We start from the raw sequence: 18,735 nt of genomic DNA on the forward strand, positions 1-18,735 counted from the left end.
GCACCCTCGAGGAACGCGCTGCCCGCGTCACAGCGGCATGTTCCCGTGCTTCTTGGCGGGCAACGACTGCCGCTTGGTGCGCAGCATCCGCAACGCCCGCGCGACGTGGAACCGGGTCCGCGAGGGCTGCACGACCATGTCCACGTGCCCGCGCTCGGCCGCCCGGTAGGGGTTGGCGAACGCCTCCGCGTACTCCGCGGTGAGCCGCTCGTGCAGGGCGTCGCGCTGCTCGTCGTCGGCCTCCCCCAACTGCTTCCGGTGCAGGATCGCCGCAGCACCCCGGGCTCCCATCACGGCGATCTCCGCGGTGGGCCAGGCGATGTTGACGTCGGCGCCGAGGTGCTTGGAACCCATCACCGCATAACCACCTCCGTACGCCTTGCGCACCACCACGGTCACCTTCGGCACCGTGGCCTCCGCGTAGGCGTAGATCAGCTTCGCCCCGCGCCGGATGATCCCGCTGCGCTCCTGCGCCACGCTGGGCAGGTACCCGGGCACGTCGGCGAGGGTGAGCAGCGGGATGTTGAAGGCGTCGCAGAACCGCACGAACCGCGCCGCCTTCTCCGAGGCGTCGATGTCGATCACCCCGGCCAGCCTCTGCGGCTGGTTGGCCACCACGCCGACCGTGCTTCCCTCGATCCGCGCGAACGCGCAGATCATGTTGGGGGCGAACCTCCCGTGCGCCTCCAGGAACTCCCCGTCGTCGACGATGCGCTCGATGAGCTCGTACATGTCGTACGCCTGGTTCTCCGAGTCCGGGACCAGGCGGTCCAGCTCCTCGTCCGACGCGGCCGGCTCCTCGGGTTCGTACGCCGGGGGCGCTTCCAGGTTGTTCGCGGGCAGGTAGCCGAGCAGGGTCCGCACCCAGGAGAACGCGTCCTCCTCGTCGGAGGCCACGTAGTGGGCGTTGCCGGAGACCTCGCCGTTGGTGGCCGGGCCTCCCAGCTCCTCCAGTCCCGGGCGCTCACCCGACACCGCCTGCACGACATCGGGTCCGGTGACGAACATGTGCGAGCTGCCGTCGACCATCACGGTGAAGTCGGTGATGGCCGGCGAGTACACCGCGCCGCCCGCGCAGGGGCCCATGATCATCGACAGCTGCGGGACCACGCCCGAGGCGTGGGTGTTGAGCCGTCCCAGCTCCGCGTAGTAGGCCAGCGACTCGACGCCCTCCTGGATGCGGGCACCGCCCGAGTCGTTGATTCCGACGACAGGGCAGCCGATGCTCATCGCCAGCTCCATCACCTTGAGCACCTTGCGCCCGAAGGTCTCCCCCATGCTCCCGCCGAACACCGTGAAGTCCTGCGAGAACACGCACACCGGACGGCCGTCGACCGTGCCGTGGCCGGTGACCACGCCGTCCCCGAACGGCCTGCTGCGGTCCATGCCGAAATCGGTGCACCGGTGCCGGGCGAACTCGTCGATCTCCACGAACGAATCGGCGTCGAGCAGCAGGTCGATGCGCTCGCGGGCGGTGAGCTTGTGCTTGGCGTGCTGGCGGTCCCGCGCGCGCTTCTCGGCCGCCTGCGTGACCTCCTCGTGGCGAGCGGCCAGGTCGGCTATCCGATCCGCGGTGGTGGCGCGATCGACGGTCGCTTCGAACATGCCAGTTCTCCCTCCAGGTGTTGCGCGATCACCGAGACGTGCGGCGGGTCGATCATGGACACGTGGTCGCCGGGCACCCGCACGATCCGCAGATCGGAGCAGAACTCGTCCCACCCCAGCGAATCGTCGGTGCGCAGGTAGCGCGGGTCCAGCGAGGTCGTCAGCGGATGCGGTTCGCTGGAGCGGAACAGCACCACCCGGCCCGGGTAGGGGCGCGGCCGGTACCGCTCGGCGATGCGGGCGTCCACGTAGGACGTGTACTGGTGGTGCAGCACGGCTTCGCCCATGTCGGGAACCCGCTCGGCGATGCGGTCCATGACGAAGCGGATCTGCTCGTCCTCCGAGAGCCCGCCCAACTCCTCGACGCGGATGCCCAGGCTGGTGCCGTAGGTCTGCTCGACGTACTCCAGGAACCGGCCGTACCGGCTCAGCAGCAGGTCCTGCTGCGCGTTCTCCGCCGCGGGCAGCGGCAGGATGCTGTCGATCATGGCCACGAACTCGACCTGCTCGCCGAGTTCGGTGAGCCTGCGGCCGACCTCGTAGGCCAGGCAGCCGCCGAACGACCAGCCCGCGAGCCGGTACGGTCCGCCGGCCTGGATCTCGCGCAGCATCCCGATGTAGCGCTCGGCGATGTCCTCGACCGAGTTCGCCTCGTCCAGCCGCTCGAAGCCGTAGCAGGGCTGCTGGTCGTCGAGCAGGTCCACCAGCGGCCGGTAGACGCCGGTGGAGCCGCCTGCCGGGTGGAACAGGAACAACGGGGTGCGGTCGCCGCGATCGCGCAGGGCCAGCACCGGCTCCGCTGCGACCTCGACCTCCGGCCGCAGCAGGTCGGCCATCGCGGCGATGGTCGGTCTGGCGAACAGCTCCTCGTGACCGGGTGCCCCGGGGTGCTGCTCGACGACGCGCGCGTGCACCTGCTGGGACAGGGCCTCATCACCGCCGAGGGCGAAGAAGTCGTCGTGCACGTCGAGGGTTTCGACGCCGAGCGCCTCGCGCCACAAGGTCGCCACCCACCGCTCGACCTGCTCGCGGGGTTCCAGCACCGACCGCGCGGTCTCGGCCTGCTGGGGTTCCTCGGCCGGTCGCAGCCCCAGCTCGGCGGCCACGTGCGCGGCCACCTCGGCCAGGCTCGCGCCCCGGAGCAGCATCGGGATCGGGACCGTCATGCCGAAGTCGCGCTCGAACGCGGTTCTGGCGCGCATCGCCATCAGCGAGTCCAGGCCGAGCCGGGTCAGCGGTGCGCCGGTGTCGATGTCGGCCTCCGCCAGGCCCGTCAGGGCACCGATGCGACCGACCAGGGCGTCGAGGATCGTCCGGTGGGCCTGCTCGGGTTCCAGCCCTCGCAGCGCCTCGACGTCGGGTCCGGCCTCGTCGAACTCCGCCCCGTCCGGGCCGGCGGTGACCTCCGCGGCGAGTTCGCCGAACATCGGGCGCCGGGCCAGTTCGGGGAACAGCGCCAGCGTGCCCGCCACGTCCAGACGCGTGATGCCCGTCGCGGCCCGCCCGCTGGCCAGCACCGCTTCCAGCGCTTCCACGCCCTCGGCCGGGGTGAGCGGCCGCAGCACGGCCGAGTCGCGGCCGACGGCACCACCCAGCTCGTCCCACGGGCCCCAGTTGATGGTCGCCGCGGGCAGCCCCCGCGTGCGCCGCCACTGGACGAAGGCGTCCAGCCAGGCGTTGGCGGTGGCGTAGGCGGTCTGGCCGGGCGAGCCGAACAGCGCGGCCGCCGACGAGAACACCAGCCACCAGTCCAGTTCCAGTTCGGCGGTCGCGTCGTGGAGCCTGATCGCGCCGACGACCTTCGGCCGCCACACCCGGGCGAGATCGGACTCGGTCATGGTGCTGACCGTGGCGTCGGCCAGCACGCCCGCCGCGTGCAGCACGCCCCGCACCGGCATGCCGTCGGTTCCGGCCTCGCCGACGAGCTGTTCGGCCACGCCGCTCTCGGCGGTGTCGCCGAGGACCACACGCACGTCGGTCCCCCTGTCGCGCAGCTCCTCGAACACCGCCTCGGCCTCCACCGACGGGGCGCTGCGCCCGCAGAGCACGACCCTGCTCGCGCCGCGCTCGGACAACCAGCGCGCCACGAGCAGCCCCAGGCCGCCGAGACCTCCGGTGATCGCGTAGGCGCCGTCGCGCACCGCCGGAACCGCCGCGGATTCGGGGATCTCGGCCCGCGCGAGGCGGGCCGCGTACCGGGTTCCGGCCCGCCAGGCGACCTCGTCGTCCGGTGATCCCGCGTCGAGCTCGGACATCAGCGCACCGGGGCTGGCCAGATCCAGGTCGAGGTGGGTGACGTGCAGCTCCGGGTGCTCGAAGGCCAGGACCCGGACCAGGCCCCGCAGGAACGCCGCGCCGGGTGCTCCCGGCTCGCCGTCGCGCACCGCGACCGCGTCCTGGGTGACCAGCCACAACCTGCCCTCGGCGGCGGTCAGCTCGTTGGCCGCCGTGGCTGCGTTGAACAGCAGCCGCCGGGAGTGCTCCGAGGAGTCGTAGTGCTCGGACGATCCCGCCACCAGCAGCACGCCCGCCAGCGGCGCGTCAGAGCCCGCGTTGGACTTCGCCTCGCTCAGGCTCACGATGTCCGATGTGGACAGGATCAGCGGATCGTCGCCGCTGTCGGCGATCTCGGCGGCCAGTCGGGCGACCTCCGGGCCGGCCGTGCCGTCAGCGAGCAGCAACCAGCTCCGGCGAGGCCTGTCCCGCTGCCGCTCCGGCGGGTCCGCGACCTGCCAGCGGAGCTCGAAGCTCTTGTCCTCCAGCGGAACCGGGATCGGTGTCCGCAACCGGCGCAGGTACACCTCGGCGATCTCGACGACCACCTGGTCGGCGCGATCGACGAGCTGCACGGTGCCGACCAGCCCGTCCTCCTGCTCGTCGGCGGGGTCGAGGACGGCGTCGCAGCGCACACCGTCGGACGGGTCGCCGAACACCCGCACCGAACCGATGGACATCGGCAGGTAGAGCGCCTGCTGCTCGGTGACCCGGTCGGCGGCTGCCGCCGCCAAGGTGTGCAGGCAGGCGTCGGCCAGGGCCGGGTGCAGGGTGCAGCGCCTGCTCGGCGGTGCCGCGGAGGGCAGCGCGATGCTCGCCGAGGCCCGGCCCGGTGCCGCGCGGACGGTGCGCAGACCCCGGAACGCGGGGCCGTAGCGCTGCCCGATCTCGGCGAACTCGCGGTAGACGTCGAGCGGGCGCGATCCGGGGGTCTCGTCGGTGACCTCTCCGATGAGCACCGGGTCGGGCCGGTCGGGGGACTCGGCCCGCACGGTCGCCGCGGCGTGCCGGATCCAGCGGCCCGCCGCGGACTTGGCGTGCACGCCCACCTGCACGGAGTCGGGTCCGGTCTTGCGCAGCGACGTGTGCACCGTGGTGCTGCTGGTCAGCGGCAACGGCTGGCGCAGCTCCAGGTCCCGCACGCGCAGCGGCCGGTCGGCCCCGAACGCCACGCGCGCGGCGGACAGCGCCGCCTCCAGGTACGCCGTCGCGGGCAGCACCGGCACGTCGTGGACCACGTGGTCGGCCAGCCACGGCTGCACGTCGGTGCCGACCTCGACGCGCCACACGTGGTGGTCGCTGTCCGGGACCTCGATGTGCGTGCCCAGCAGCGGGTGCTCACCGGGTGCCGTCCGGCGCGGGCGCCGGACCCAGTGCGGCTGGTGCTCCCACACCGGTCCGGGCAGGTCGACCACCGGGGCCTGCGGGTACCGGCGCGCCAGCGCGGACGCGTGCCCGGTCACGTGCAGCGCGGCCAGTCCGCGCAGCAGGCTGATCTGGTCGTCGGCGTCGCGGACCAGCGTGGGGATCGCCGTGACCTGGTCGATCCCGGCTGCTCGGGCGGTGCCTTCGACGGCGAACCGCGCGATGGGGTGCGGGGAGATCTCCAGGAAACCGCGGTGGCCGTCGGCCATCGCGGCGGCCAGGGCCTGGGTGAAGCGCACCGGACGCCGCAGGTTGCTCGCCCAATAGTGCTCGTCGAACTCCGGCACTGCCGTGACGTCGTCGAGAACCGTGCTGTAGCAGGTGATCTCGGGTTTGGCCGGGTTGAGCTCGCCGAGGCGGACGACGAACTCGTCCAGGACCGGGTCGACGGCCGGCGAGTGCCCGGCACCCCGGACGTCGAGCGTGCGGGCCATCCGACCCATCGACTCCACACGCTCGACCAGGGCGTCGACCTGGGTCGCGTCGCCGGTGACGGTGCACTGGGTCGGCGAGGCGTGCACCGCGATGGACACGTCGGGGTAGTCCTCGGCGAGTTCGCCGAACTCGGCGCTGGAGAGCTCGATCGCGGCCATCCGGCCCGCGCCGGTGGCGTCGATGACGCCCAGCAGCCGGGAGCGGAGTGCCATCACCCGCAGGCCGTCGGCGACCGGCAGCGCACCGGCGACCACGGCCCCGGCGACCTCGCCCATCGAGTGGCCGACGATCGCAGCGGGTTCGACGCCGTGCGCGCGCCAGGTCTCCGCCAGCGCCACCTGCATCCCGAACAGGACCTGCTGCCGGGCGGCCAGATCCGGTGCCGGGGCATCGCCTCGGAGCACGTCGCTGAGCGAGAAGTCCGACTCCGACCGGAAGATCGGGTCCAGTCCGCTCACCGCGGAGCGGAAGGCGGGTTCGCTCTCCAGCAGTCGGCGTCCCATTCCCGGCCACTGCGATCCGTACCCGGAGAACACGAAGACGACTCCGGGATCCGCGGTGTCATCGACGAAGGCGTCCTCGTCCGGGCGGGCCCGCGCGACCGCCCGCAGCCGCTCGGCCAGTTCGTCGCGGTCGGCGGCGACCACGGCCGCGCGCTGCGCGAGGTGGTCCCGCCGCGTGGCCAGCGCTGCGGCCACGTCGCCGAGCCGGACGTCGTCGTCGAGCCAGTCGGCGAGGTCGGCGGCTCGACGGCGCAGCGCCGACGGGGTGCGCGCGGAGAGCGCGAAGACGTGCGGGACGCCGCCGGGTTCCGGATCGGGTTCGGCGTCCGGCCACTCCTCCAGCACGACGTGGGCGTTGGTGCCGCCGAACCCGAACGCCGACACGCCCGCTCGGGCGATTCCCGAGTAGCGCGGCCACCGCGCACCGGTGCCGGCCACGCGCAGCCGCTCGGCGTCGAAGTCGATGTGCGGGCTGGGTTCGTCGAGGTGCAGGCTCGGCGGGATCTTCCCGTGCACCATCGCCAGCACGACCTTGATCAGCCCGATGAGCCCGGCGGCGCCCTCCAGGTGCCCGAGGTTGCTCTTGACCGAGCCGAGCAGGAGCGGGCGGTCGGCGGAGCGCGAACCACCGAGCACCGCACCGAGCGCCTCCGCCTCGATCGGATCGCCCAGGGCCGTCCCCGTCCCGTGCGCCTCCACGTAGTCCACGACGGACGGATCGAGATCGGCGGCGGCGTAGGCGTCGCGCAGCAGCGCGCGCTGCGCGTCCGGGTTGGGCGCGACGATCCCGTTGGAGCGGCCGTCGGAGTTGGTCGCGGTGCCGCGCACGAGCGCCAGCACCCGGTCTCCGTCGCGACGGGCATCGGTGAGGCGCTTGACCAGCACGACGCCGCACCCCTCGCCCCGCACGATGCCGTCGGCGGAGGCGTCGAAGGGCTTGCAGCGCCCGTCGGGTGAGAGCACGCCCGCGCGGTGGAAGTTCGCGGTGATCCCCGGCGAGAGCATCAGGTTCACCCCGCCGACCAGCGCCAGGTCCGTCTCCCCGGCGCGCAGGCTCGCCGCCGCCTGGTGCACGGCGACCAGCGACGACGAGCACGCCGCGTCGGTGGTGAGGCTCGGCCCGCGCAGGTCGAGCAGGTACGACAGCCGGTTCGCGGCGATCGCCGCCGCGGCCCCGGTGCCCGTCCACGCGTCGACCCCGTCGAGCTCGCCCATCGTCAACGACCCGTACTCGCTGGAGGACAGCCCGACGAACACACCGGTCCTGCTGCCGCGCAACGACTTCGGCGGGATGCCCGCGTGCTCCAGGGCCTGCCAGGTCACCTCCAGCAGGATGCGCTGCTGCGGGTCCATCGCCGCAGCCTCCACCGGGGTGATGCCGAAGAACCCGGCGTCGAAACCGGCGACGTCGTCCATGAACCCGCCGCGCCTGGGCAGGTCGGTCCACTCCTCGGCCGGGGCGAAGTCGGTCCAGCGCCCCTCGGGCAGGTCCCGGATCGCCTCCTGGCCGTCGTCGAGGAGCCGCCAGAAGTCCTGCGGTGAGTTCACTCCCCCGGGCAACCGGCAGCCGAGCCCGACGATCGCGATCGGCTCGTCGCGACGGATCCGCGGTCGCGGGATCTCGATCTCCTCGTCGTCGTCATCGTCGCCGGACAGCCGCGTCGCCAGGGCCGCGATCGTCGGGTTCTGCCACACCAGGGTGGGCGACAGCCGCCTGCCGAGCCGTTGCCCCAGCTCCGCAGCGAGCGCGACCGCGTCCCGGGAGGACAGGCCGAACTCGTGCAACGGACGGTCCACCTCGACGCGGTCGGCAGGCAGGCCGCTCGCGTGCGCGATCCGCTCGACCAGCCACTGCCGAACCTCGGCTTCGCTCATCGTGTTTCGGGCGTTCATCACGAGCTCCCTCGCAGAGTTCCGGTGAGGTAGTGCTTGCGCGCCGCCGAGCGCGAGATCTTGCCGCTGGAGGTGCGGGGCACCTCACCGGGATCGAGGACGACGAGTTCGCGGACGTTGAGCCCGTGCCTGCCGGTGACCGCGCTGCGCACGGCCTGGCGCAGCGCGTCGAGGTCCACCTCGTGCTCGGCGAGCCGGCTGGCGCGCTCCACCGCCACCACGGCCGACTCGCCGTCGTCGGTGGGCACCGCGAACGCCGCCGCCGAGTGCCTGCGGACGGCCGGGTGCGCCTGCTCGACGGTCTCCTCCACGTCCTGCGGGTAGTGGTTCCGGCCGTCGACGATGATCAGGTCCTTGATCCGTCCGGTCACGTACAGCTCGTCCTCGTGGATCACGCCGAGGTCACCGGTGCGCAGCCAGTGCCCAGCGCCGTCGGCCGCGGGGACGAACGTGCACGCCGATTCCTCCTGCCTGCGCCAGTAACCGCGTCCCACGTTGGCGCCGCGGACCCAGATCTCGCCCACCTGGTCCTGCGGGAGCTCCTGCTCGGTGTGCTGGTCGACGATGCGCACCAGCTGGTCCACCGGAAGCCCGCAGGAGACCAGCGTGCTGACGTCCTCACCCGTCGCAAGCACCGCCCGGCCCGCGGCCAGCCGCTCGCGGTCGAGGTGCACGCGCCGCGGTGCGGCTCCGGCCGGGCTCGCCGAGACCAGCACGGTGGCTTCGGCGAGCCCGTAGGAGCTGCGGTGCACCCGGGCTTTGAGGCCGCACTCGGCGAAAGCCCCGTGGAAGCGATCGATCGCGCCCGCCTGCACCGGTTCGCTGCCGTCGATCAGCGCGCGCACGTGGTCCAAGCGCAACCGCACCTTGTCGGTGTCCTCGACGCGCGCCGCGCAGTAGGCGTAGGCGAAGTTGGGGGCCGCGCTGATCGCGCCCGGGTTCGCCGACAGGGCCTGCAACCACCGGACGGGCCGCTCGATGAACGCCACGGGGTCGATGAGCACCGAGCGGGTTCCGGCGACCAGCGGTGCGGCCAGCGCCAGCATCAGCCCCATGTCGTGGAACAGCGGCAGCCAACTCACCGTCGGGGTGCGGCCGGCGACGGCCTCGTAGGCCGACATCGCCTGCGCCGCGTTGGCCACCACGTTGCCGTGCGTGATCATCACGCCGGTCGGGGCCTTGGTGGAACCCGACGTGTACTGCAGGTACGCCAGCTCGCCCGGCCCCTGCTCGACGGGTTCCCAGTCGTCGGCGGCGGATTCGGGAACCTCGTCGACGGCGACGACCTGCGGGCCGTCGAGCTCGCGTTCGCGCAGGAAGTCCCGCACCGGGTCGAGCTTGTCGGCCACGGTGAGCACGACGCTCGGTTCGCAGTCGGCGAGCACTCCGGCGAGCCGGTCGGCGTGGCCCGGCAGGTCCGGTGCGAACAACGGCACCGCGACCATCCCGGCGCGACAGGCGCCGAGGAAGGCCACGAGGTAGTCGACCCGCTGCGGCACCAGCACCGCCACCCGATCTTCGGCGGACGAGAGCCGTTGCAGCGCACCAGCCACCGCGCTCGCCCGGCGGTCGAGCTCGGCCCACGTCAACGACACGGCGAGACCTTCCGGGCTCTCGCCGTAGTCGAGGTGCGTGACCGCCAGGCGGTCGCTCATCTCCTGCCCGCACCGCGCCAGCAGCGCGGACAGCGACGCACCTTCGACGTCCCGGAGCCACGAAGCGGGCGCGTCGGCGATGACCTCAGCAGTCGTTCGCATGATTCTCCAAACGGTTGTGCGGAAAATGCGGATCCGGGCAGGAATCGACCCGGAACGCATTCGACGGAAGAGGAGAAGAACAATTCCCGTTGGGCGAATTTCTCGGACGGGTCACTCGCCACCGGAATCGGCGGTTTCCCGGCGCTGGTCGAATTGGCGGGACCGGAAGCAGGCGAAGGTCACCGCGGCGGCCAGCAGTTCCACCACCGCAGCGGTGACCAGGCCGGCGGTGAATCCCGAGGCCAGCGCCTGCGGTTCGGGCGCACCGGCGGACAGCTCGGCGCTCTGGCGGACGGTGAGCACGAGCCCGATCAGGGCGACCCCGAGCGCGCTGGACAGCTCGCGGGAGGCGGTGAGCGCACCGGAGGCGATGCCCGCGTCCCGAGTGGCGACCACTTCCAGCGAGTACGACGTCAGCGGCGTGGTGAACGCCGACCCCGCACCGATGAGCAGCAACCCCGGGATGCGCGGCGGGATCGACGGGACGTGGTTGACCACAGCGATCGCCAGCAGCCCCGCGCTGACCAGGATCAGTCCGACCAGCACGGTGCTGCGAGGGCCCCAGCGGTCGACGGCCGGTGCCACCAGCGGTGTCGCGGCGACGATCGCGACCGCGACCAGCACCAGCGGCAACCCGGCCCCGGTGGGGGTCAGTCCCAGCGACTCCTGGTGCAGCAGCGGCGTGAAGAAGAAGACGCCGCTGACCCCCAGTCCCCAGAGCAGCTGCACCGACACCCCACCGAGGAACGCCCGCTCGGCCACCAGAGCGCGCGGCAGCATCGGGTGCGCGGTGCGGCGCTGGACCACCACGAACGCCACCAGCGCCAGCGCGCCCAGCCCGGCGGGGACGACGCGGCCGAGCAGATTCGGGGTCTGCTCGCCCGTGCCGACCAGCGCCATCAGGAGCAGGATCATCGCCGCGGTCACCAGCAGCATGCCCCAGACGTCGACCCGGCCCGGCGCGGATCGCCGGGTCGTCGCCGCGACGGGAGCCAGCGCGGCGGCGGCCACCGCGAAGGGCACGTTGCTGAAGAAGATCCAGCTCCAGTGCAGGTGTTCGCTGAGCATGCCGCCCGCGGCCGGTCCGACCGCGATCGCCACGGCCAGCGCCGCCGTCCAGATGCCCGCGCCGATCGCCCGGCCCCTGACGTCGAGGTTGGTGCGCAGCAGGCTCAGGGTCGCCGGCACCAGGACCGCCGCGGCGGCGCCCTGCACGACGCGGGCGGCGATGAGCGCGGCGGCGTCGCGGGCGAAACCCCCGGCCAGGGCCGCCGTTCCGAACACCAGCAGCCCGAGCAGCAGCGCGCGGCGCTGACCCCACCGGTCGACCAGGTTGCCCGCGACCAGCAGCAGACCCGCGAACGGCAGGATGTAGCCGAGGCTGATCCACTGCAGCTCGGTCAACCCCAGCCCCAGCTCCCTGCCGATGGAGGGAACCGCGGCCGCCACGATGTTGTTGTCCAGCGTCGTGACGAACGCGACCAGGGCGATGATCAGCAGCGTCGGCAGGGCCGCGCCGCGCGGCTGCGCGATGCCGATCGGCCCGGTGAGTCGGCCGGACACCATGATCACATCTCCACGTTCTGGTTCTCGGCGAGCGCGGCGTCGTCCTCGGCGCCGAACTGGTCCTCCAGGCGTTCCGGGCTGTAGTCGACGTCGATCGCGGCCACCTCCGCACCGCGCGCGGCCTCGATCGAGCTGAGCCTGCGGGCGGCCCGGTCGGTGGCGTAGCCGAACACATCGCCCAGGTCGAAGCCGAAGGGGTCGTCGTCGAGCTGGTCGAGCGAGTGCTGGATCTGGGTCATGACGTGCGGCAGGAGCACGTCCATCTGGTCCTGCACGATCGCCCAGTTGGCGTCGTCGGCGGCGACGTGCCGCCGGCAGGTGAAGGTGCCCCAGGCCATGTGCCTGCGCTCGTCATCACCGATCCGGCGGATGAGCTGCTGCATCCCGGGCAGGATTCCGGCGTGCTTGCACGCCTTGTTCCACACGAAGTAGCCGGTCAGGGCCAGCACGCCCTCGACGATGTGGTTGTAGGTCACCGAGGCGCGGATCTGGTTCTCCGGGCTCGGATCGTCGTGCAGCCGGCTCAGCGCCTCGGGCAGGGCGTCGAAGAAGATCGCCCGGTAGCCGGGGTTGTCGCGCACGTGGTGGTGCAGGTCGTCGGTGAGCCCGACCGCGTCCAGCCACAGCCGGAAGACCTGCGCGTGCTTGGCCTCCTCGAAGCAGAACTGGGTCAGGTACATCTCGTCGGCGATGCGCCCCTCGGCCCGCATCGCGGCCAGGAACGGCTGGATCTCCTCCGCGACGGCCTCCTCACCGCCGAGGAACTGGGCGCACAGCATGGTCCCGGCGAAGCGCTGCTGCTCGTCGAGTCCCGCCCAGTCGTCGGCGTCCTGGCTGAAGTCGAGCTCGGCGGGGTTCCAGAACTTGGCGTTGCCCTTGTCGAACAGGCGGAGCGGGAGCGAGTCCCAGTTCAGGCCGCCCTCCTGCAGCGAGTGGAAGCCCTCTCGGGAGCGCTCTCGCGGGCGGGCGTCGATCACGTTTCCGGTCACCGTGGTGTCCCCTCTCCACGTCCTACGGGAATGTCCACATGGGATGGATCCGCTTCCGGTGAGGTGAGCGCGACCCGCCCTCCGCCGGAGTTCCAGTCGATGAACAGCGGATCCTTGGTGTCGATCACCAGTCCCAGCCGGTGGTCGGCCGGGATGTCGTACGCCGTCGGCGAGAACCGCAGGTCGAAGGCCTCGGGCTCGCCCGGTGCGCCGTCGGTCCAGCTCATCGGCAAGTAGTTGATCAGGCGCCCGCCGTCGGCGGGGTCCACGTCGTAGAGGTAAGCGACGATCGTGCCGGTCGGGGCTGGCGGGACCACCGTCACGCGCACCGACACGGCCCCGCGCACCGGAAGCCGTTGCGGCAGTTCCGGGCTGGTCCACACCGCGCCGCGCTCGCGGTCGACGGCCGGCAGCCACGTCCTCGGGGGTTCGCCGGAGAGCGCCTCGAAGCTGTAGCTCGCCAGCGGCACCCCGCCGTAGGCCGCGGTGTCGCGGTCGGTGTCGATCTCGACGGTCCACCCCGGTCGCGGTGCATCGCCGATCACGCCTTCCGATTCGTCCTGGCCGGGACCGAGGTAGAAGCGCCTGGGCTCGCCTTCCGCGGACCGCCAGCCCGGGTGGAACTCGGGCTCGTGGGTGCCGGGCCGGGCCCGCAGCACCACCGGCTGCTCCCGGAGGATGGAGGGGTCGGTGCCGGCGACGGTGGCGTCGAACCACCGGTGGACGGTGTCCCAGGTCTCGCTGGGAAGGCCCAGCAGACCGCCGGATTCGGCCGAGGCGTGCTCGCCCGGGATCAGGTCCAGGCGCTTGACCCCGGCGTAGTCGTTGAACAGCTCGACCATCTGGTCCGGCGGGAACACCGTTTCGCTCCAGGTGTGCCCGATCAGCAGCGCCGGCCGGTTCTCGTTGAGCCGGCCGAGGTACCGGCGGGGCGAGCGGACCCGGGCCCACTCGTTGATCACCTCCCGGTCGACGGGGTCCGGGGTGGGGTCGAAGAAGGTGCGCAGCATCCAGTCGGTCTCGGGGCTGAGCCTGCCGTGCGCCCAGCCGGAGGTGTAGAGGATCAGCGCGACGAGACCGCGCCGGGTCTCGTTGCCGTACAGCGAGTGCACCAGGTCGTACCAGCCGCTGAGCGAGACCACCGAGCGGATGCGCTGGTCGAAAGCGGCTGCGATGAGGCCGATTCCGGCTCCGTAGGACACCCCGGCGAGCCCGATGCGGGCCGGGTCGGTCGCGGTGTTCGCGCAGGTCCAGTCGAGCACGGTGGTGACGTCGCCGATGTCCTCGGGACCGGCGGTGTCGACCTCGCCCTCCGATTCGCCGAATCCCCGCGCCCCGTAGGCCACCACGACGTATCCGTGGGAGGCCAGGGTGCGGGCGGGCATGACGTTCTGGGTGGATCCGCCTCCCCACGCGCTGACCAGCACCACGGCCGGATGTGGTCGCGGCGTGCGGGGTTCCAACACCATCGCTTTCAGCGCGACGCCGTCCGCGGCGATGATGTCGACGAAGCGCGTGGTGAAACCCGTCTCCGCTCGCGCTACGGGCGCGGCGGCGCCGAGGAGGGCCAGCGCCGAGACCGATACAAACGTCCTGCGGCTGTGCATTTCGTCCGCCTTTCGTTGTTCGCCATTCGCGACTCGCGGCGACGGGGCGGAACCATAAGCACGGAGTTCAACTTCCGGCAAGGACGCGCATTTCCGTTTCCGCGCACGTGACAAACGCCGAAAACGTTTTTGTCATGCGGCGTACAACTAATCGGTCAAGGCCTCGACATTGCGTTCAGCTCCGCTAATCTCGCCCATCCCAACCAGCTGAGCAATCGGAGGTCGGTAGTGCCTGAATTAGCACATCGCAAGCGGGTTGTCGCGTTGGTGGTGACCGCGCTGGGCGTCGCGTGCTGCACCGCAGCGGTCGCACCGGCGGCCACCGGCGAGAGCCCTGCCGGGGTCGCCCGGGCCGCGCAGCAGCCGGGTCCGTTCGACGACACCTTCTACGTGCCACCGGAAACGCTGCCGGCGGGCGAACCGGGTGACGTCATCCGGTGGCGGCCGGCGTTACCGGCGCTGAACTCCGCCAACGCCGACGCCTGGCAGGTCATGTACCTGTCGACGAACGCGCTCGGCGAGCGCAACGCCGTCACCGCAACGGTCCTGGTCCCGAAGAACGCGGATCCCGCGAAGGCACCGATCGTCGGCTACGCGCCCGGCACTCAGGGACCGGCGTTCAAGTGCACCGCGTCCAAGGCGATCGAGCGCGGAACCCTCTACGATCAGCCCGCCGTCAACGACCTGATCAGCCGGGGGACACCACCCACGACCCGCTGCCCACCCCGCAGTGGCAGGCGCGGATCGAGGAGAACCGGCTGGGCACCAAGGCGATTGAAGTCCCGGTGTTCCAATACCACGCGACCACCGACGAGATCGTCAACACCCCTCAGGCCGACGCGCTGCACCACCGGTACTGCGACATGGGCGTCCCGGTGACCTGGAAGACCTACGTCTCCGACCACCTCTCGGGGATCTTCGCGGGCAACGCCGACGCCGGGCAGTTCCTGGCCGACCGGTTCGAGGGCAAGCCGGCCGAACCGAACTGCTAGCACCTCACCTGGACGCCACCCCGGTTCCCCGTCCGGGGTGGCGTCTTCCAGCGCGAGCGCGTCAGTTCGCGTCGCCGAGGACTTCGTCGATGCCGTCGCCGCTGCGCCAGTCCCGGAGCAGCTGCTGGAACACGGCCGGGCCGGGGCCGAAGGTGCGGCGCGGTCGGGCCGCGCCCTCGTTGTTGTAGTAGCCCGGCGTGCACTCGGCGTCGAACCAGGCCCGCTCGGGCGAGGTGGCCTCGATCGTGGCGACCCAGTCGATCTCGGCTTCCACCGCGGGTTCGACGCACTTCACGCCGCGCTCGCGCGCTGCGGCGATGACCTCGCCGACGTGGATCGCCTGCTCGTCGAGCACGTGGACGAAGTTCACCGAGGGGGCGTTCTGCAGCGCTCCCAGGTGGAACAGGTTCGGAAAGCCGTTGCAGCAGAAGCCGTGCAGCGTCCGGACGCCGGTCTCGCGCCAGGCGTCCAGGAGCCGCGTGCCGTCCCTGCCGTGGACCGGGAGGCGGCCGGTCATGACGTCGGACTTGCCGACCTCGAAGCCGGTCGCGAAGATCACGCAGTCCACTTCGTACTCCTGCCCACCGACGACCACGGAGTTCTCGCTGAACCGCTCCACCCCGCCGTGGTCGGCGGTGTCGACGAGCGCGACGTTGGGCCGGTTGAACGCCTTCAGGTACTCGTCGCTGAAGGTGGGCCGCTTGCAGCCGTACCGGTACCAGGGCTTGAGCAGCTCGGCCGTGGCCGGGTCGTCCACGACCTCCTCGACCCTCGCGCGCAGCCGGTTCATCTTCTCGAAGTCGAGCAGCTCCTCGACCCGCTCCCACTCGTCGACGTCCCAGTCCGCGCGCGCGTCGGTGGCGATGATCTTGCCGAGCACGTTCGCGCTCGCCGTCCAGGCGTCGTCGACGAGGTCCACCTCCGCCGGTCGCCCGGTCACGACGGCCTGGAAGTTCTCCCGCCGCCGCGCGTGCCAACCGGGCTCCAGCGAGGCCGCCCACTCCGGATCGGTCGGGCGGTTGTCGCGCACGTCCACGGAGGACGGAGTTCGCTGGAAGACGTGGAGCTGCGCCGCGTCCCGCGCGACGTGCGGCACGACCTGGATCGCGGTCGCACCGGTACCGATGATCGCGACCCGCTTGTCGGCCAGCCCGTCCAGACCGCCGTCCGGCCCGCCTCCGGTGTAGCCGTAGTCCCAGCGGCTGGTGTGGAAGGTGTGCCCGCGGAAGGACCCGATGCCCGGGATGCCCGGCAGCTTCGGGTGGTCGAGCGTGCCGTTGGAGACGACGACGTAGGTGGCCCGCATCTCATCGCCCCGGTCGGTGCGCACGATCCACTCGCCGTCGTCCCATTGGAGCTCGGTGACACCGGTCTGGAAGCACGCGTCGCGGTAGAGGTCGAAGGTGCGGCCGATCGCCATCGCGTGCTGCCGGATCTCCTCCCCCGGCGAGTACTTCCACTTCGGCACGTACCCCACCTCCTCCAGCAGCGGGAGGTAGACGTAGGACTCGATGTCGCAGTGGATGCCCGGGTAGCGGTTCCAGTACCAGGTGCCGCCGAAGTCACCGCCCTTCTCGATGATCCGGATCCGCTCCAGCCCGGCCTGGCGCAGTCGCGCGCCCGCGCACAGGCCGCCGAACCCACCGCCGAGCACGATCGCCTCGACCCGGTCGTGGAGCGGTTCCCGGTCGAACTCCTCGGCGTGCGGGTCCTCGGCGTAGTAGCCGAAGCCGCCCTCGGCCCGCGCGTACTGCGCGCTGCCGTCGGGCCGCACCCGGCGTTCACGCTCCGCGCGGTACCGCTGACGCAGCGCGTCGACCTCGGCGTCGGAGAACTCGGGGATCGAGGGAGGGAGCGTCGACATCTCGGCCTTTCTCGCTGCGCGCCTGCGTCCGCGGGGCGCGACGACCTTGGATTTAAATCAGGTGACTTATTTCCAAGCTAGCACGTCACGCGCCGGCGATTCGCACCAGAGCCGACACACCGGGCACCGCGGTCCAGGAGGCGAGAAGACACCGGCGGTGGCCGGAGCGACCCGCAGGTGCTCGACGACCACCGCCGGTGGATGCGCGATCAGCGCATCGGCGAGGGAGCTTCACTCTCCGATCTGCGCTTGCGCAAGTCGTGGGCGCGCCGGGTCAACCAGTGGTTCAGGGCCAGCAGGAAGAAGGCGAGCAGGGCGAGGCCGAATTGAGTCCACTCCGGCAAGATGACCTCCATGAGCGTCCGGTCAGCCGTCGTTCTCGCGCGGCAGGCCGGGGTTGCGTTGTTCCAGTGCGTACTCGGTGGCGATCCGGAGCAGCATCTCCTTCTCCGTGCGCAGGAGCCTGTTCTCCTTGCGCAGCCATTCGAGCTCGCGGCGTTCGGTCGCGGACAACTCGCCGGTCGTCATCGCAACGGGTCGAAAGGCCGCAGCGCGGCGGGACGTTCGCCGGTCACGATCTGCTCGGACAGCAGGCGCCCGGTGATCGGTCCGAGCGTGAGCCCCCACATGCCGTGCCCTCCGGCGATGTGGACGCCGGGCATCTTCGACGCCCCGATCAGCGGCAGGCCGTCGGCGGTGACCGGCCGGGGGCCGACCCACTCGTCGTGGCGGCCGTCCCAGTCGACACCGCGCAGGAACGGCCGGGCGGACTGCACGATCGCCTCGATGCGGCGACCGTCGAGCGCCGCGTCAGGCGCGCGGAACTCCATGGTGCCCGCCACGCGCAGACCACCCTGGTACGGCGTGCAGGCGACCCGCACCGCAGGCAGGTAGATCGGGCCGGGCACGGGCTCGGAGACGGGCAGGGTGAACGAATACCCGCGCCCGGCGCGCACTTGCCGCTTGACGCCGGTCTTCACGGCGAGCTCCGGGAGCCACGCACCCGTGGCCAGCACGACCGAATCCGCTGAGACGTAGTCGTTCTGCGTCGACTTCACGAGCAGCCTGCCGCCGTCGCGGACGACGTCGCGCACGGTGAAGCCGGTGTGGATCCGCCCGCCCCGGCCCTCGACGGCCTCGGCGAGCGCCCGGGTGAACTCACCCGGGTCGATGTAGCGCTGGTCCTCGATCCGCAGCACCGTGCTCACCAGCGACGACAGCTGCGGAACCTCGGACGCGGCCGCGTCGGCGAACCAGGTCTCCTGGCCGCTGCGGCGGGCCCGCTCGAACTCCTCGCGCAGTTCTCGCGCCTGCTCGGGCTTTTCGAAGGCGGCCATGACCGGGGCGGTCTTGGTGGGCGCGCCGACCCCGTCCTTGGCGAGCTCGTCGAAGGCGTCGAGGCAGTCCTCGTTGAGGCCCGCCAGCGAGCGCATGGACCGCTGCCAGGTGCGGTGGGTGCAGTTCCGCGCGAAGCCCGCGAGGAACGCCCACAGGCCCGGGTCCACGGTCCGGGGCACGTACAGCGGGGCGTTGGGGTCGAACAGCGAGCGCAGCCCGTAGCGCAGCACGGCGGGTTCGGGCAGCGGAACGCTGAACGCGGGGGCGACGTAGCCCGCGTTGCCCCACGACGCCCCAGCGGCGACACCGCTGCGATCCACGACCGTCACGTCGACGCCGTGCTCCTGCAGGAACCACGCGGTCGACAGTCCGACCACACCGGCGCCCACGACGACGGCCGTGCTCGGCGCGCCGCCCACTGCAGACCCCATGACCACGCTCCTTCTCGTCGCCACGAAGCATGCTCGACCACGACGAGGAGGGCACT

Annotated in this window: 10 protein-coding genes and 1 pseudogene; 1 reads left to right on the top strand and 10 read right to left on the bottom strand. The window is 71.7% G+C overall.

The genetic code is table 11. The features are described 5' to 3' along the window. Window positions 1-27 precede the first annotated feature (27 nt). The 6 genes from E1181_RS06845 to E1181_RS06870 form a co-directional block, all read right to left on the bottom strand. The gene (locus E1181_RS06845) at window positions 28-1,605 is read right to left on the bottom strand and encodes an acyl-CoA carboxylase subunit beta (protein WP_132673096.1); all 1,578 of its coding nucleotides are present in this window, start codon (window positions 1,603-1,605) and stop codon (window positions 28-30) included. Next, the gene (locus E1181_RS06850; protein WP_132673098.1) at window positions 1,560-8,135 is read right to left on the bottom strand and encodes a type I polyketide synthase; all 6,576 of its coding nucleotides are present in this window, start codon (window positions 8,133-8,135) and stop codon (window positions 1,560-1,562) included. The genes E1181_RS06845 and E1181_RS06850 overlap by 46 nt, the downstream gene beginning before the upstream one ends. Then, a complete protein-coding gene (locus E1181_RS06855; RefSeq protein ID WP_132673099.1) occupies window positions 8,135-9,892 on the bottom strand; it encodes a fatty acyl-AMP ligase in 1,758 nt (585 codons plus the stop codon). The genes E1181_RS06850 and E1181_RS06855 overlap by 1 nt, the downstream gene beginning before the upstream one ends. Window positions 9,893-10,003: 111 nt before the next feature. Then, window positions 10,004-11,458, bottom strand: a complete 1,455-nt coding sequence (locus E1181_RS06860; protein ID WP_132673101.1) for an MFS transporter — start codon at window positions 11,456-11,458, stop codon at window positions 10,004-10,006. A 2-nt stretch (window positions 11,459-11,460) separates the two neighbouring features. Beyond that, window positions 11,461-12,447 (bottom strand): R2-like ligand-binding oxidase, encoded by a 987-nt coding sequence (locus E1181_RS06865; RefSeq protein ID WP_235876526.1) that lies wholly within the window; start codon window positions 12,445-12,447, stop codon window positions 11,461-11,463. Beyond that, a complete protein-coding gene (locus E1181_RS06870; protein WP_132673102.1) occupies window positions 12,444-14,054 on the bottom strand; it encodes an alpha/beta fold hydrolase in 1,611 nt (536 codons plus the stop codon). Before E1181_RS06870 ends, E1181_RS06865 begins: the two co-directional genes overlap by 4 nt. Window positions 14,055-14,282: 228 nt before the next feature. On the opposite strand from E1181_RS06870, the pseudogene E1181_RS33050 reads away from it, so the two are divergent. Next, a pseudogene (locus E1181_RS33050) lies at window positions 14,283-15,046 on the top strand (lipase family protein). Window positions 15,047-15,107: 61 nt separating this feature from the next. Here E1181_RS33050 and E1181_RS06880 read toward each other — a convergent pair. From E1181_RS06880 to E1181_RS06885, 4 genes are all read right to left on the bottom strand, one after another. Next, window positions 15,108-16,910: a flavin-containing monooxygenase gene (locus E1181_RS06880; protein ID WP_132673104.1), complete on the bottom strand. Its 1,803-nt coding sequence runs from the start codon at window positions 16,908-16,910 to the stop codon at window positions 15,108-15,110. A 209-nt stretch (window positions 16,911-17,119) separates the two neighbouring features. Next, complete coding sequence (locus E1181_RS32525; RefSeq protein WP_268952438.1) at window positions 17,120-17,254, bottom strand: hypothetical protein; 135 nt, start codon at window positions 17,252-17,254, stop codon at window positions 17,120-17,122. Between the two features lie 22 nt (window positions 17,255-17,276). After that, a complete protein-coding gene (locus tag E1181_RS31325; protein WP_165944007.1) occupies window positions 17,277-17,438 on the bottom strand; it encodes a hypothetical protein in 162 nt (53 codons plus the stop codon). Continuing rightward, window positions 17,435-18,679, bottom strand: coding sequence for an NAD(P)/FAD-dependent oxidoreductase (locus E1181_RS06885; RefSeq protein ID WP_132673105.1), 1,245 nt, complete (start codon window positions 18,677-18,679; stop codon window positions 17,435-17,437). Before E1181_RS06885 ends, E1181_RS31325 begins: the two co-directional genes overlap by 4 nt. Window positions 18,680-18,735 lie beyond the last annotated feature (56 nt).

Source organism: Saccharopolyspora terrae (genome assembly GCF_004348435.1).
Lineage (GTDB): Bacteria > Actinomycetota > Actinomycetes > Mycobacteriales > Pseudonocardiaceae > Saccharopolyspora > Saccharopolyspora endophytica.